The following is a 13434-nucleotide window of genomic DNA, read 5'->3' on the forward strand; positions in this document are numbered from 1 at the left end:
CCGCAGACCTCTGCGGCGACCCAGCGACCCGACCTGCGTCAGCCGGTCGATCCGACTATGCGTCTGGGCGCACCGCCCAAGGCGCCCGCGAAGGGCCTGAGGGTCGTCGCGCTCGGCGGTATCGGCGAGATCGGCCGCAACATGACGGTCTTCGAGCACCAGGGCAAGATCCTGATCGTCGACTGCGGCGTGCTGTTCCCCGAGGATCAGCAGCCCGGCGTCGACCTGATCCTGCCCGACTTCCGGTACATCGAGAACCGGATGGACGACGTCGAAGCGATCGTGCTGACGCACGGTCACGAAGATCACATCGGCGCGGTGCCGTTCCTGCTGCGTCTGCGCCCCGACATTCCGGTGGTCGGCTCCAAGTTCACGTTGGCGCTGGTCGCGGCGAAATGCCGCGAGCACCGGCAGCGGCCCGTGCTCGTCGAGGTCACCGAGGGGGAGAGCACCACGCACGGCCCCTTCGAGTGCGAGTACTTCGCGGTCAACCACTCGATTCCCGACGCGATCGCCGTCGCGATCCGCACCGACGCCGGTCTCGTCCTGCACACCGGCGACATCAAGCTCGACCAGTTGCCCCTGGACAACCGGCTCACCGACCTGGCCGGGTTCTCGCGACTCGGCGACGAAGGCGTCGACCTGTTCCTCGTCGACTCCACCAATGCCGAGGTGCCGGGTTTCGTCACCCCCGAACGCGAGATCGGCGGCGTGCTCGACGGCGTCATCGGCAAGGCCACCAACCGCGTCATCGTCGCCTCGTTCGCCAGCCACGTCCATCGCATCCAGCAGGTCGTCGACGTCGCCGCCCGGTACAACCGGCGGATCGCGTTCGTCGGCCGCTCGATGGTCCGCAACATGCAGATCGCCCAGGACCTCGGGTACCTGCAGGTGCCCGACGGCCTCGTCGTCGACCTGGACACCGCGGCGAGCCTGCCGGGCAACCGCCTCGTCCTGGTCTCGACGGGATCCCAGGGCGAACCGCTCTCGGCCCTCTCACGCATGGCCCGCGGCGAGCACCGGCAGATCAACATCCGCGCCGACGACCTCGTCGTGCTGGCGTCGTCGCTGATCCCCGGCAACGAGAACTCGGTGTTCGCGGTCGTCAACGGACTCGCCAAGCGCGGCGCGACCGTCGTCACCCAGCAGAACGCGAAGGTCCACGTCTCCGGCCACGCATCGGCCGGTGAGTTGCTGTACCTGTACAACGCGGTGCGCCCGACCAACGCGATGCCCGTCCACGGCGAATGGCGGCACCTGCGCGCCAACGCGAAGCTCGCCGAAGCCACCGGTGTGCCGCCCGAGCGGATCGTCCTCGCGGAGGACGGTGTCGTCGTCGACATGGTCGACGGTCTCGCCGAGATCGTCGGGCAGATCCCCGTCGGCCACGTGTACGTCGACGGTCTGTCCGTCGGCGACGTCGGCGAATCGACCCTGTCGGACCGGCTCATCCTCGGCGAGGGCGGCTTCATCTCGATCTCGGTCGCCGTCGACTCGGCCACCGGCCGTGCGGTCAGTTCCCCCGAGGTGTCGGGACGCGGATTCTCCGACGACCCCACGGCCCTGTCCGAGGCCGCCCGGCTCGTCGACAAGACGCTCGACGAACTCGCCGCGGAAGGCATCAACGAGACCCACCGCATCGCACAGGCCATCCGGCGTGTGGTCGGGCGCTGGGTGTCCGAGACCTACCGCCGCCGGCCGATGATCGTGCCGACCGTCATCGCGGTGACAGCACCGGAGTGATCTTCGGGCGGCCCGTGTCCACCGACCGCGGGTCGCCCGCCGGGAGCGATGACGGTGTCGGGCGCGCCGTGTACCGTCGGCGCCGTGAGCCTGGCCAAACGCGAACGAGCAGCCCTGGTCCGCACGATGTCGGAGGTCGGTCCCGACGCGCCCACCCTCTGCGGGGACTGGACGACACGGGATCTCGCCGCGCACCTGCTGGTGCGCGAGCGCCGGATCGACTCGATGCCCGGCATCCTTCTGCCGCAGCTCGCGGACCACACCGAGAAGGTGCGCAAGTCGGCCACCGACCGGCCGTGGGCGTACCTGCTCGCGGACATCGAGTCCGGGCCGCCGATGTGGTCCCCGTTGTTCCTGGTCGACGCGGTCGCGAACGCGGGGGAGATGTTCGTCCACCACGAGGACGTCCGGCGCGCCGTCGACGGCTGGGAGCCGCGGGTGCTGCCCGCCGACGATCAAGAGCACCTGTGGCGGCTGGCCCGGCAGATCGGCCGGCGCAGCTACCGCGGCAGCGATGTCAGCGTCGTCTTCGAACGCCCCGACGGCACGCGCGCCACCGTGCGGAAACGAGGCCCGCGCACCGTCGTGCTGCGCGGCGAACCGGCGGAACTGCTGCTGCACGCGTTCGGTCGCGACCAGGTGCGGCTGGAGACGGACGGCGAGCCCCGCGACCTCGACGAGATCACGGCCTCGGCTCGCGGCGTGTGACGGTGAATACCCAGGTCACGGCGTGTCCTGTGACATGAACCGCGACGTGGTGCCGGTGTTGCGGATGGTTCGGATGGGGACCGAGCGGCTAACCTGACGGGTATGGCAGGAAAGTCGAGCAGTCGCGGATCGTCCACGACCTCCCGGTCGAAGGCGACAGCGCGCGGCTCGGCCGGGACCTCGAGCCGCTCCGGCAGCGCCGGTGCGAGCCGGTCCGGCGGTTCCTCGAAGAGCGGATCGTCGCGCAGCGGCGCGGCCAAGAGTGGAACCGCGAAGGCGGGCACCGCGAAGACCGGCGCCACCAAGCGCCGGTCCTCGGCGTCGTCCACCCGGACCCCGGCGCGGCGTTCGGCCGCATCCACGCGTCCGGCCCGCGTCGCCGCGCCCTCTCGAACCTCGGCGTCCGGACGTCGGGGCCCCGGCGTGCTCGACTCCCTCGGGCGCGGGATCAGCGCCGGCTGGTTCATGATCGCTCGCGGCGTCGGCGCCACCATCCGCACGATGGGCAAGGCCGGCGACATCGAACACGGTCACCGCCGCGACGGCATCGCGCTCGGACTGATCGCACTCGGCCTGGTCGTGGCGGGCAGCGTGTGGTTCGGGGTCGGCGGCCCGGTCGGCGGCTGGGTCGAATCCGGGGTGCGCGCGGTCACCGGTGGTGCCAGCGCAGTGCTGCCGCTCGTCGCGATCGGTATCGCCGTGGTGCTCATGCGCACCGAGCCGCGACCCGAGATCCGCCCCCGCCTGATCCTCGGCGGGCTGCTGGTCGGGCTCCCGGCACTCGGGCTGTGGCACATCGCATCCGGATCGCCCACCACCCCCGAAGGCCGATCGCAGGGCGCCGGGTTCGTCGGCGGCGCGGTCGGCGGGCCGCTCACCTCGGGCCTGACCGTCTGGCTCTCGGTGCCGCTGATGGTGCTGGCCGCCGGGTTCGGGATCCTGCTCATCACCGGCACCACCGTGCGTGAACTGCCCGGTCTCTTCCGCGACTACTTCGGGTTGTCGTATCGCGCCGACGACGAATACGGCGACTACGACGAGTACGACCCCCACGACGACTTCGGCCGTGACGAACCGCCGTACGACGACCACGACCCGACGCTGTTCGACGCCGACGGCTATCCCACCGAACGCCGCCCGCGACGGCGCCGCACCCCGGCCGAGAACTACCCGACCGACGAATTCGACGGCAACGCCCGCACCGAGGTGCTGCCGCTGTGGGACGCGCCCGCGACGAAGCCGTTCGAGGCGCCGCCCGCTCCCGAACCCGAACCGGAACCGGAACCGACGCCGGAACCGCCCAAACAGCGGACCAGGCCCAAGCCGACCCCGAAGCCCACCCCGCTGCCGACGCCGGCCGTCGACGAGGCCGACGAACTCGACGCGATGGTGCCGGAGCGGGTCGTCGAAGGCGACTACACGCTGCCGTCGATCGGGCTGCTCATCCAGGGCGACCCGCCGAAGACGCGCTCGTCCGCGAACGACCAGATGATCGACTCGATCACCGAGGTCCTCGAACAGTTCAAGATCGACGCGGCGGTCACCGGGTTCACCCGCGGTCCGACCGTCACCCGCTACGAGGTCGAACTGGGTCCCGGCGTCAAGGTCGAGAAGATCACCGCGCTGGCGCGCAACATCGCGTACGCCGTCGCGACCGACAACGTGCGGTTGCTCGCCCCGATCCCGGGCAAGTCCGCGGTGGGCATCGAGGTGCCCAACTCGGACCGCGAACTGGTCCGGCTGGCCGACGTGCTCGCCGCCCCGAGCACCCGCAAGGATCGGCATCCGCTGGTGATCGGCCTCGGCAAGGACATCGAGGGCGACTTCGTGCACGCCAACCTGGCGAAGATGCCGCACCTGCTGGTGGCCGGTTCCACCGGTTCCGGTAAGTCCAGCTTCGTCAACTCGATGCTGGTGTCGCTGTTGATCCGGGCGACCCCGGAGGACGTGCGGATGATCCTCATCGACCCCAAGATGGTCGAGTTGACGCCGTACGAGGGCATCCCGCACCTCATCACGCCCATCATCACGCAGCCGAAGAAGGCGGCGGCCGCGCTGGCGTGGCTCGTCGAGGAGATGGAGCAGCGCTACCAGGACATGCAGGCCAACCGGGTGCGGCACATCGACGACTTCAACGCCAAGGTGCGCTCCGGGGAGATCACCGCGCCGCTCGGCAGTGAACGCGTGTACCGCCCGTATCCGTACATCCTGGCGATCGTCGACGAGCTCGCCGACCTGATGATGACCGCGCCGCGTGAGGTCGAGGAGTCGATCGTGCGGATCACGCAGAAGGCCCGCGCCGCCGGTATCCACCTCGTGCTGGCCACGCAGCGACCGTCCGTGGACGTCGTCACGGGCCTGATCAAGACGAACGTGCCGTCCCGGCTGGCGTTCGCGACCTCGTCGCTCACGGACTCGCGCGTCATCCTCGACCAGCCCGGCGCCGAGAAGCTCATCGGTATGGGCGACGGTCTGTTCCTGCCGATGGGGGCGGGCAAACCGCAACGCCTGCAGGGTGCGTTCATCACCGACGAAGAGATCGCCGCGGTCGTCGACTTCACCAAGAACCAGGCCGAACCCGAGTACACCGAGGGCGTCACGACGCAGAAGGCGGGGGAGAAGAAGGACGTCGACCCCGACATCGGCGACGACCTCGACGTGTTCCTCCAGGCCGTGGAACTGGTGGTGTCCAGCCAGTTCGGCTCGACGTCGATGCTGCAGCGCAAGCTGCGCGTCGGTTTCGCGAAGGCCGGCCGGCTCATGGACCTGATGGAGACCCGCGGTGTGGTCGGCCCGAGCGAAGGGTCGAAGGCCCGCGAGGTGCTGGTCAAGCCGGACGAACTCGAGGGCCTGCTGTACTCCATCCGTGGGGGCGGTGGAGACGGGGAGAACGGCTCCGACCAGGACTGATACGGCCCCGGGCTGCGAGTGTGGTTGAATGGACCACGTTGTGGAGGGGAGTATCCCCGTGATCCGCGACAGTTCCGTCAACACGTACGGCAGCGTTGCCGCTCCGGGACTGTCGGTCTGCACCTGTGCAGGCGGGAGAGACCTCCGGTGCCCTTTCAGGTCTACCGGAGGAATTCAGCCCCATGCATGTGACACCCCTGGTGTGGCTCGTCACGATCGCGGTCATCGCCGCGCTCTTCGTGTTCGACTTCGTCTCCCACGTCCGTACCCCGCACGCCCCCTCGCTGCGTGAATCCGGATTCTGGTCCGCCGTCTTCATCGGCATCGCGATCCTGTTCGGCGTCGTGGTCTTCGCGCTGTGGGGACCGCAGTACGGCGGCGAGTACTTCGCCGGCTACGTCACCGAGAAGGCGCTGTCGGTCGACAACCTGTTCGTGTTCGTGGTGATCATGGCGACCTTCGCGATCCCCCGCGAATATCAGCAGAAGGTGCTCACCATCGGCATCGTCCTGGCCCTGGCGATGCGCGGCGCGTTCATCGCGGTCGGTGCCGCGGCGATCAACGCCTACAGCTGGGTGTTCTACCTGTTCGGCGTCTTCCTGCTGTACACCGCGGTCAAGCTGATCATCGACCACAACAAGGACGAGGACACCAAGCCCGACGAGGGCCGCATCGTGAAGCTGGTGCGCAAGGTCGTTCCCACCACCGAGCACTACGACGGCGACCGTCTGGTCACCCGGATCGACGGCAAGCGCATGGTCACGCCGCTCATGCTCGCGCTGCTCGCCATCGGCTTCGCCGACGTGCTGTTCGCCCTCGACTCCATCCCGGCGATCTACGGCCTCACCCAGGAGCCGTACCTGGTGTTCACGGCGAACGCGTTCGCCCTGATGGGCCTACGTCAGCTGTTCTTCCTCATCGGCGGCCTGCTGGACCGCCTCGTGTACCTGTCGTACGGCCTGTCGATCATCTTGGCGTTCATCGGCCTCAAGCTTGTGCTGCACGCGCTGCACGAGAACACGCTGCCGTTCGTCAACGGCGGGGAGCACGTCGCGGTCCCGGAGATCTCCACGAGCCTGTCGTTGGCGGTGATCATCGGGGTGCTCGTCGTGACGACCGTCCTGAGCCTGCTCAAGAACCGCAGCGACGCCCGGAAGGCCGAGGCCGTGGAGAGCTCCGAAACCGAGAACGTGCGGTGACCGTCAGGCGTTGAACACGCCCATCACCGGCTGCCAACCGGTGATGCGGACGGCGTCGACGAGGTTGCGCTGCGCGAACGGGTCCTGTGCCATCAGTTCGTGCGCGGCAGCCTCGTCGGCGACGTCGATGAGGATCAGGGCGCCCGAACCGTCCACCCACGGGCCCGTCGCCACGACCGTGCCCGCGTCGACGAGGTCGCTCAGCCAGCTGCGGTGCGTCGGGCGGTGCTTGTCGCGTGCGGCGACGGTGGCGTCGGAGTAGGTGTATTCGACGGCGAACAGGGGCATGGGTTCCTCGCTTCGGGTTCGGGGTGTGCTCCGGAGCCGCTCAGAGCGTGAGCAGCATCCGCGTGTTGCCGAGTGTGTTGGGTTTGACGTAGCTCAGATCCAGGAACTCGGCGACGCCGGTATCGTACGACCGGCACATTTCGGCGTAGACCTCGGCGGTGACGGGGGTGCCCTCGATCTCGGCGAATCCGTGCCGGCCGAAGAACTCCACCTCGAACGTGAGCACGAAGAGCCGGTCGAGCTCGAGTTCTCGCGCGACCTCGATGAGTTTGGCCACCACGAGATGTCCGGCGCCGCGCCCCTTGACCCGCGGATCCACCGCGACCGTGCGCACCTCGCCGAGATCCGCCCACAGCACGTGCAGCGCGCCGCAGCCGATGACCTCGCCACCCGATTCGGCCACCCAGAACTCCTGCACCGACTCGTACAGGGTCACGAGGTTCTTCTCGAGCAGGATGCGACCTGCATAGATGTCGATGAGACGCTTGATCTCCGGAACGTCCGACGTTCGAGCACGGCGCACGATGATCCGGTCGGCGTGTTCGTGATCGGGCGTCGGAGAAGTCATGCGGTGAACAGTAGCGGGTGCTCGGAACGATATTGTGGGTCACGTGCCGGTCGGATCGTCGAGTTCATCCCAGATTCCGGGGGAACTACGTCCACCGGCCCGACCTGTGCCGACTTCCGGTACTTCACGACGTTGCACCCGGAGGTCCGCATGAGCACGCCCCGTCCCCATGTCGCCGGGGCCGGTAGCGGCGCCGCGCCGGGACCGCACGCCGGCACCGCCCACGAGCCGGTGCCGCTGTGGAACATCGCGAACATCCTCACCATGCTGCGGATCGCGCTGGTGCCGGTGTTCCTCGTGCTGCTGTTCGTCGGCGACGGTCACGAGACCCGTTGGCGCATCGCGGCCACGGCGGTGTTCGCGATCGCCGCGATCACCGATCGCGTCGACGGTCAGCTCGCCCGTCGTCGAGGTCTGGTCACGGATTTCGGCAAGCTCGCCGACCCGATCGCGGACAAGGCGCTGATCGGTGCCGCACTCGTCGGCCTGTCGGTCCTCGGCGACCTGTCCTGGTGGGTGACCGGAATCATCGCCGCCCGCGAACTCGGTATCACGGCACTGCGATTCGCGGTGCTCCGGCACGCGGTGATCCCCGCCAGCCGCGGCGGCAAGGCCAAGACTCTCGTGCAGACCCTCGCGATCGGGGTGTACCTGCTGCCTTTGCCGGACGCCGTGATGCCGTTCGCGGTCGCGCTGATGGCGCTGGCAGTGCTGTTGACCGTGGGTACCGGCATCGACTATGTAGTCCAGGCGGCACGGTTGCGCGCGGGCGTCCGCACGGAGGCACAGCATCACCGCGACGACCAGCATCACCGCGACGACCTGGGCGGAGCCGAAGCGTAGATGGCCGCCGCGCCGGATCCTCTCGTCGCCGCCACCCGGGCCGCAGACCTCGTTGCCGCCCTCGTCGAGCGAGGGCAGACCGTCGCGACCGCCGAATCGCTCACTGCGGGCCTGCTCTCGGCCACGATCGCCGGTGTGCCCGGAGCCAGCGCGGTGTTGCGCGGTGGTCTCGTCGTGTACGCGACCGATCTGAAGGCATCGCTCGCCGGCGTCGACACCGAGCGCCTCGGGCGGGACGGTCCGGTCGCCGAGTCGACCGCTGCAGCACTCGCCGAGGGCGCTGCGGAACGCTGCGGTGCGACGTGGGGTGTCGGACTGACCGGGGTCGCCGGCCCCGACGATCAGGACGGGCACCCGCCGGGCACCCTTTTTCTGGGGATCTGTGGCCCCGACGGCACCACCGTGACATGCCCTGCGGTGCACGGCGACCGATGGTCCATCCGGCTCGGTGCGGTGGACGCCGCCGTGTCGGGGCTACTCGGGCGCCTGACATTGGACTCGGCGTTGTAGTGTCTGCTCACCGCGGTTTCGGTGCACGGTGTCGCGACCGCGGGAACCCGGCGGCGCGGTTACGCGTTGTCCGGGATAAGGCACGACGGACGAGGAGGACGCGATGGCTCTGTTGTTGCGTGAGGCAATCGGTGACAGCCTTCGGCGCACCCGTGTGTCGCAGAGTCGCACTCTGCGCGAGGTGTCGAGCAGTGCGCGGGTCAGCCTCGGCTACCTCTCGGAGATCGAACGCGGACGCAAGGAAGCGTCGAGCGAACTCCTCGCGGCAATCTGCGACGCGCTCGAGGTGCCGCTGTCCGACGTGCTGTTCGACGTCAGCGAGTCGCTGGCGGATGCGGCACCGCATCGCGATCGGAAGGATGCCGCTGCGGCGGCACCCCTCGATTCCGGTGTGGCCGTCCACGGTCCTGCCGGGGATCCGGCCGCGCGAATTGCGCAGGACACCCGCGTGGTGATTCCGCCACCTGCGACGCGGGCGCTGGCTGCCGCCTAACATGGATCACGACCGCGCCGGCTTGCCGGATGCGGACGAAAGCGACAGACTTTTTCGGGTCACCACCGGGGGGTGGCCCGGGACACGACAGGTGGGACCGCCCGATGAACGGTGAAGGTGCGGCGGTCCGAATCGGTGCGCGAGGGCCGCGCACCGGGTCGCGTTCGGCGCGGCGTACCAGATGGAGGCAGGATCACACCCATGGCTAATCCGTTCGTCAAGGGTTGGAAGTACCTCATGGCGCTTTTCAACTCCAAGATCGATGAGAAGGCCGATCCGAAGGTCCAGATTCAGCAGGCGATCGAGGATGCCCAGCGTCAGCACCAGGCCCTGTCCCAGCAGGCTGCGTCCGTCATCGGCAACCAGCGGCAGCTCGAGATGAAGCTCAACCGTCAGCTGGACGAGGTCGAGAAGCTCAACGCCAGTGCCCGTCAGGCCGTGCTCATGGCCGACCAGGCCACCGCCGCCGGCGACACCGAGAAGGCCATCCAGTACACGAACGCCGCCGAGGCGTTTGCGGCCCAGCTCGTGACCGCCGAGCAGTCCGTCGAGGACCTCAAGGTGCTGCACGACCAGTCGCTGCAGGCCGCGGCGCAGGCGAAGAAGGCCGTCGAGCAGAACGCGATGGCCCTGCAGCAGAAGGTCGCCGAGCGCACCAAGCTGCTCAGCCAGCTCGAGCAGGCGAAGATGCAGGAACGGGTCAGCGAGTCGCTGCGCTCGATGGACTCGACCCTGTCGGCTCCCGGCACCACCCCGAGCCTCGACGCCGTGCGCGAGAAGATCGAGCGGCGTTACGCCGACGCCTTGGGCTCGGCCGAGCTCGCCCAGAATTCGGTGCAGGGCCGCATGCTCGAGGTCCAGCAGGCGACGATCCAGATGGCCGGGCACAGCCGGCTCGAGCAGATCCGCGCATCGATGAAGGGCGAGGCGCTCCCCGGTGGTGCCGCCGGTACCTCCACGCCGGCCGTGAACACCGCGAAGGAACCGCCGGCCGCCGGTGCAGCGGGAACGCAGTAGTCGACAGTCGGATGTGATCCAGACATGAGCACTCCGGGCAACGGCCGGGTCGGGAACGTTCCCGCCCCGGCCGTTGCCGCGCTCAGGGAAGCCGCCGACGGTGTCGTCGAAGCGGCGCGCCGCTGGCGTGATCCGTCCGCCCGGCTGCGGCGGAAGAAGCGGCGGGCCCGCCGCAGAGCCCGAATCTTCGGGGCCGCCACCGGCATGTGGGGCGTCGGCACCGCCACGCTGGTCGCCGCGTCCGCCCCGGACTGGACGATCGTCGCGACCGGCGGCACCACCGCGGCGCTCGCGGTTCCCGCGGTTCTGGCGGTACGGAAGGTGCGACGCCTCGATGCGGTGCCCATCCCGCCGGCTCCTCCGCGTCGGCGCGCGTTGCCGTCGGACGGTTCCGTCGCACGCGCACCCATGGCGCGACTGGCCAGCAACGAGCGGAGCCTGGCGCATCTGCTCGGGGTCCTCGCCCGGTCCCAGGCGGTCGTCGCCGAGGATCTCGACGAGATCGGCGAGGCCGCTCGGGCCGCGTCGTCCGCGCTCGAGGCCGTCGCGGTCGACGTCGTCGCGCTCGAATCCGCAGCACGTGGGAGCGCCGCGGCCGCGGCGCAGCTCGGACCGGCGCTCGCCGCGGCCGGTCACCGTCTCGAGACCGGTGTCGATCAGTTCGAGGAACTCGTGGCGGCCGCCGCGCGGCTCGCCGGGGCGCCCGAGGGCAGCCGGCCCATGGCCGTGCTCGAGCAGCAGCGCGCCGAATTGATCTCCGCGTCCGATCGCTTCGAGGGCTGGGCCCAGTCGTGGCAGGACGTCGACCGGATCCAGCAGCGGTTCCGGCCCTAGGAACTACGCCTAGTCGTCCACGCCCCGCGCGGAGAGTGCTTCGCCCATCGCATCCGCGGACCGCAGGGCGCCCACGACGACCGGAACCACCAGGGCGCGCAACGAGAAGCCCAGGCCGCGGGCCTTGCGCGCGTCGCTCACCTGTGTCACCAGCTCACCGAGCAGGGGGATGCAGCGGATGGTCATGACCAGCACGAGGCCGATCCGCTCCGGATTCACACCGACCCGGCGCAACGGCCCCAGGCCCGCAACGATCGCGTCCAGCATGTCCGTCACGCGGGTCGTGAGCGTCACCAGCGCCGCGAGCGCGACCGCGAGCAGCAGCGAACCGCACACCACCACCGCGCGTTCCCAGCCCGCGACCACGACCTGGAACACACCGATGAACGCGAGCATCCACAGCAACGGACGCAACTGGACGACGGCGAGCCGGACCGGAATCCGCGCCATGGCGTAGAGCCCGGCCACGGCGGCGGCGACGGGCAGCACCTGCCACGGCCGGTCGATCCACAACGTCAGCGCGACGATGGCCGCCGCGGTGACGACGAGCTTCGGTCCCGCCGGGAGGCGGTGCAGCGGCGTGGTCGCCGGGTGGTAGAGGCCCAGCGTCGTCATGATGCGACCAGGGTCCGGTAGAAGTCGACGGCCGGGCCGGGCGCGTCGTCGGCGACGATCCGGCCGCCGTCGACGACGAGCACCCGATCGAAGTCGGTGAGCAGATCCAGCTGGTGGGTCACGACGATCAACTGCTGTTCGAGGTTCGCGAACGTCTGCGAGATCAGCCTGGTATTGCGGAGATCGAGCAGGGTGGTCGGCTCGTCCGCGACGAGGACCTGCGGGTCGGTGACCATGATCGCGGCCAGCGCCAGCATCTGCTTCTGGCCTCCCGACAGCAGGTGGCTGGGGTGGTCGTGGTGCCCGCCGAGGCCGAAGTCGCCGAGCACCCGCCGGACCCGTTCGGCGCGTTCGGCTTTGCCGAGTCCGCTGCGCCGCAACGAGAAGTCCACATCCTCGGCGACGGTCGGCATGACGATCTGGTGGTCGGGATCGGTGAACACGAATCCGACGCGTCGCCGCACCTCGCGGCCCTTGCGTGCGGTGTCCAGGCCGTCGACGGTGACCGTGCCGGAGGTGGGAACGACGAGACCGTTGATCATGCGGGCCAGCGTCGATTTGCCGCTGCCGTTGGCCCCGACGATCCCGATCCGCCTTTCGGTGAGGATCACGTCGATGCCGTCGAGCACGACCCGCTCGCCGTAGGCGTGTCGGACCGAATCGAAGCGGATCTCGCTCATCGACGGACGGTCAGTGGGCGAGATCGCCGGCGGGCTTCGCCGCCACGCGCGACGCGATCAGGCCGGGGTAGGCGCGGTGCACCTGCGCCGCAACGGCGGCTGCGACGACGGCCTTGAGCAGGTCGCCGGGCAGGAACGTCACGTTGGCGCTCAGCGCGGCCCAGAAGGTCAGGTCGGTGCGCAGCAGCATCCCGGCGATGCCGAAGGCGTACAGCACCACGATCCCGCCCAGCACGTTGATCGCGACACCGGGCACCACCCGGTAGCGCGGCAGCATCCGCGCGGACAGCCAGCCGATGACCGCGACGGCGGGAATCCAGCCGATCAGGAAGCCGGCGGTGGGGGAGGCCAGGGACGTGAGGGTCGTGCGACCGCCGGCGAGCACGGGAAGCGCAAGACCCAGCACGATGACCGTCGCGACGGACAGCACACCCTTGCGGGCACCGAGCAGTGCCCCGGCGAGCATCACTCCGAGGGTCTGCAGCGTGATCGGCACACCCGACGATCCGATGGTGATCTGCCCGGGAAGCCCGAGCGCGATGATCAGAGCAGCGAACACGGCGATCTGCGCCAGGTCGCGGGCGGGAATGCGACGGGTCGACGACACGATTTCTCAGCCTTCTTCACATGGGTGGGAACGCGTCGAGCCTATGTGCCTTGTGCGTGCTGTGCGTCACCACCCCGCTCCGGGAGTGACCCCGACGTGGCGGCCGGCGGCTCGGGGATTCCCCCCATCTTTCCCTGATTTGTGCTCTGACCTGGTGTTTTTCCGGTCTGGGACTGTCAGGATCGTGGTGTACGGCAGTGAGAAATGCCAATCGAGTCAGGAGAAGGCGATGTTCTGGAAGATCGTGGGTGTGGTGGCGCTGGTGTGGATCGGCCTGGCGTTGTTCGGCGCCCTGTTCGAGCACTTGTTCGGGATTCTCGTGGTGAGCGCGATCATCTTCGGCGGATATCTGATCTACAAGGCGATTGCGGGTGACAAGCACGACGACATCATGAAGGTCTGATCCACGGCGCTCCGCG

The 13434-nt window shown here is 69.2% G+C and carries 15 protein-coding genes; 10 read left to right on the forward strand and 5 right to left on the reverse strand.

Going from position 1 to position 13434, the window contains the following annotated elements:
- Positions 1 to 57 precede the first annotated feature (57 nt).
- From M1M07_RS14620 to M1M07_RS14635, 4 genes are all read left to right on the forward strand, one after another.
- A complete protein-coding gene (locus tag M1M07_RS14620) occupies positions 58 to 1743 on the forward strand; it encodes a ribonuclease J (protein WP_197255303.1) in 1686 nt (561 codons plus the stop codon).
- A gap of 84 nt (positions 1744 to 1827) precedes the next feature.
- On the forward strand, positions 1828 to 2451 hold the full coding sequence (locus tag M1M07_RS14625; protein ID WP_197255301.1) for a TIGR03085 family metal-binding protein: 624 nt from the start codon (positions 1828 to 1830) through the stop codon (positions 2449 to 2451).
- 102 nt (positions 2452 to 2553) lie between these two features.
- The gene (locus tag M1M07_RS14630) at positions 2554 to 5361 is read left to right on the forward strand and encodes a DNA translocase FtsK (protein ID WP_248674730.1); all 2808 of its coding nucleotides are present in this window, start codon (positions 2554 to 2556) and stop codon (positions 5359 to 5361) included.
- A 182-nt stretch (positions 5362 to 5543) separates the two neighbouring features.
- Positions 5544 to 6560, forward strand: a complete 1017-nt coding sequence (locus M1M07_RS14635) for a TerC family protein (RefSeq protein WP_197255296.1) — start codon at positions 5544 to 5546, stop codon at positions 6558 to 6560.
- Positions 6561 to 6563: 3 nt separating this feature from the next.
- Here M1M07_RS14635 and M1M07_RS14640 read toward each other — a convergent pair whose 3' ends face one another.
- Positions 6564 to 6848, reverse strand: coding sequence for a YciI family protein (locus tag M1M07_RS14640; RefSeq protein WP_248674731.1), 285 nt, complete (start codon positions 6846 to 6848; stop codon positions 6564 to 6566).
- Between the two features lie 40 nt (positions 6849 to 6888).
- Positions 6889 to 7416: an amino-acid N-acetyltransferase gene (locus M1M07_RS14645; RefSeq protein WP_197255292.1), complete on the reverse strand. Its 528-nt coding sequence runs from the start codon at positions 7414 to 7416 to the stop codon at positions 6889 to 6891.
- Positions 7417 to 7566: 150 nt separating this feature from the next.
- Here M1M07_RS14645 and pgsA point away from each other — a divergent pair, with 150 nt between their 5' ends.
- From pgsA to M1M07_RS14670, 5 genes are all read left to right on the forward strand, one after another.
- Positions 7567 to 8259 (forward strand): CDP-diacylglycerol--glycerol-3-phosphate 3-phosphatidyltransferase, encoded by a 693-nt coding sequence (pgsA, locus tag M1M07_RS14650; protein WP_197255290.1) that lies wholly within the window; start codon positions 7567 to 7569, stop codon positions 8257 to 8259.
- Positions 8260 to 8769 carry a CinA family protein gene (locus tag M1M07_RS14655; RefSeq protein WP_248674732.1) on the forward strand — a complete coding sequence of 170 codons (510 nt, stop codon included), beginning with the start codon at positions 8260 to 8262 and terminating at the stop codon, positions 8767 to 8769. It begins immediately after the preceding gene.
- Positions 8770 to 8872: 103 nt separating this feature from the next.
- Positions 8873 to 9262 carry a helix-turn-helix domain-containing protein gene (locus M1M07_RS14660; protein ID WP_197255288.1) on the forward strand — a complete coding sequence of 130 codons (390 nt, stop codon included), beginning with the start codon at positions 8873 to 8875 and terminating at the stop codon, positions 9260 to 9262.
- A 201-nt stretch (positions 9263 to 9463) separates the two neighbouring features.
- Positions 9464 to 10279, forward strand: a complete 816-nt coding sequence (locus M1M07_RS14665; RefSeq protein ID WP_197255285.1) for a PspA/IM30 family protein — start codon at positions 9464 to 9466, stop codon at positions 10277 to 10279.
- Positions 10280 to 10303: 24 nt separating this feature from the next.
- Complete coding sequence (locus M1M07_RS14670; protein WP_248674733.1) at positions 10304 to 11113, forward strand: hypothetical protein; 810 nt, start codon at positions 10304 to 10306, stop codon at positions 11111 to 11113.
- A gap of 9 nt (positions 11114 to 11122) precedes the next feature.
- On the opposite strand, the gene M1M07_RS14675 is transcribed toward M1M07_RS14670, so the two are convergent.
- From M1M07_RS14675 to M1M07_RS14685, 3 genes are read right to left on the reverse strand one after another with little or no spacing between them, the layout of a single operon-like run.
- A complete protein-coding gene (locus tag M1M07_RS14675) occupies positions 11123 to 11728 on the reverse strand; it encodes an energy-coupling factor transporter transmembrane protein EcfT (protein WP_248674734.1) in 606 nt (201 codons plus the stop codon).
- On the reverse strand, positions 11725 to 12408 hold the full coding sequence (locus M1M07_RS14680; protein ID WP_248674735.1) for an energy-coupling factor ABC transporter ATP-binding protein: 684 nt from the start codon (positions 12406 to 12408) through the stop codon (positions 11725 to 11727). Before M1M07_RS14680 ends, M1M07_RS14675 begins: the two co-directional genes overlap by 4 nt.
- Before the next feature lie 10 nt (positions 12409 to 12418).
- On the reverse strand, positions 12419 to 13015 hold the full coding sequence (locus M1M07_RS14685; RefSeq protein WP_197252581.1) for a biotin transporter BioY: 597 nt from the start codon (positions 13013 to 13015) through the stop codon (positions 12419 to 12421).
- A gap of 229 nt (positions 13016 to 13244) precedes the next feature.
- Here M1M07_RS14685 and M1M07_RS14690 point away from each other — a divergent pair, with 229 nt between their 5' ends.
- The gene (locus M1M07_RS14690; protein WP_197252582.1) at positions 13245 to 13418 is read left to right on the forward strand and encodes a hypothetical protein; all 174 of its coding nucleotides are present in this window, start codon (positions 13245 to 13247) and stop codon (positions 13416 to 13418) included.
- Positions 13419 to 13434: the final 16 nt, after the last annotated feature.

The organism is Rhodococcus sp. HM1 (assembly GCF_023218075.1).
In the GTDB taxonomy this organism is placed as follows: Bacteria; Actinomycetota; Actinomycetes; order Mycobacteriales; family Mycobacteriaceae; genus Rhodococcus.

Bases quoted from the DNA above. Each gene is read 5' to 3' on its own strand.
- M1M07_RS14640 (WP_248674731.1), bottom strand. From the start codon at position 6,848: ATGCCCCTGTTCGCCGTCGAATACACCTACTCCGACGCCACCGTCGCC.
- M1M07_RS14670 (WP_248674733.1), top strand. From the start codon at position 10,304: ATGAGCACTCCGGGCAACGGCCGGGTCGGGAACGTTCCCGCCCCGGCC.
- M1M07_RS14620 (WP_197255303.1), top strand. From the start codon at position 58: ATGCGTCTGGGCGCACCGCCCAAGGCGCCCGCGAAGGGCCTGAGGGTC.
- M1M07_RS14660 (WP_197255288.1), top strand. From the start codon at position 8,873: ATGGCTCTGTTGTTGCGTGAGGCAATCGGTGACAGCCTTCGGCGCACC.
- M1M07_RS14665 (WP_197255285.1), top strand. From the start codon at position 9,464: ATGGCTAATCCGTTCGTCAAGGGTTGGAAGTACCTCATGGCGCTTTTC.
- M1M07_RS14675 (WP_248674734.1), bottom strand. From the start codon at position 11,728: ATGACGACGCTGGGCCTCTACCACCCGGCGACCACGCCGCTGCACCGC.
- pgsA (WP_197255290.1), top strand. From the start codon at position 7,567: ATGAGCACGCCCCGTCCCCATGTCGCCGGGGCCGGTAGCGGCGCCGCG.
- M1M07_RS14690 (WP_197252582.1), top strand. From the start codon at position 13,245: ATGTTCTGGAAGATCGTGGGTGTGGTGGCGCTGGTGTGGATCGGCCTG.
- M1M07_RS14680 (WP_248674735.1), bottom strand. From the start codon at position 12,408: ATGAGCGAGATCCGCTTCGATTCGGTCCGACACGCCTACGGCGAGCGG.
- M1M07_RS14635 (WP_197255296.1), top strand. From the start codon at position 5,544: ATGCATGTGACACCCCTGGTGTGGCTCGTCACGATCGCGGTCATCGCC.
- M1M07_RS14630 (WP_248674730.1), top strand. From the start codon at position 2,554: ATGGCAGGAAAGTCGAGCAGTCGCGGATCGTCCACGACCTCCCGGTCG.
- M1M07_RS14655 (WP_248674732.1), top strand. From the start codon at position 8,260: ATGGCCGCCGCGCCGGATCCTCTCGTCGCCGCCACCCGGGCCGCAGAC.
- M1M07_RS14645 (WP_197255292.1), bottom strand. From the start codon at position 7,416: ATGACTTCTCCGACGCCCGATCACGAACACGCCGACCGGATCATCGTG.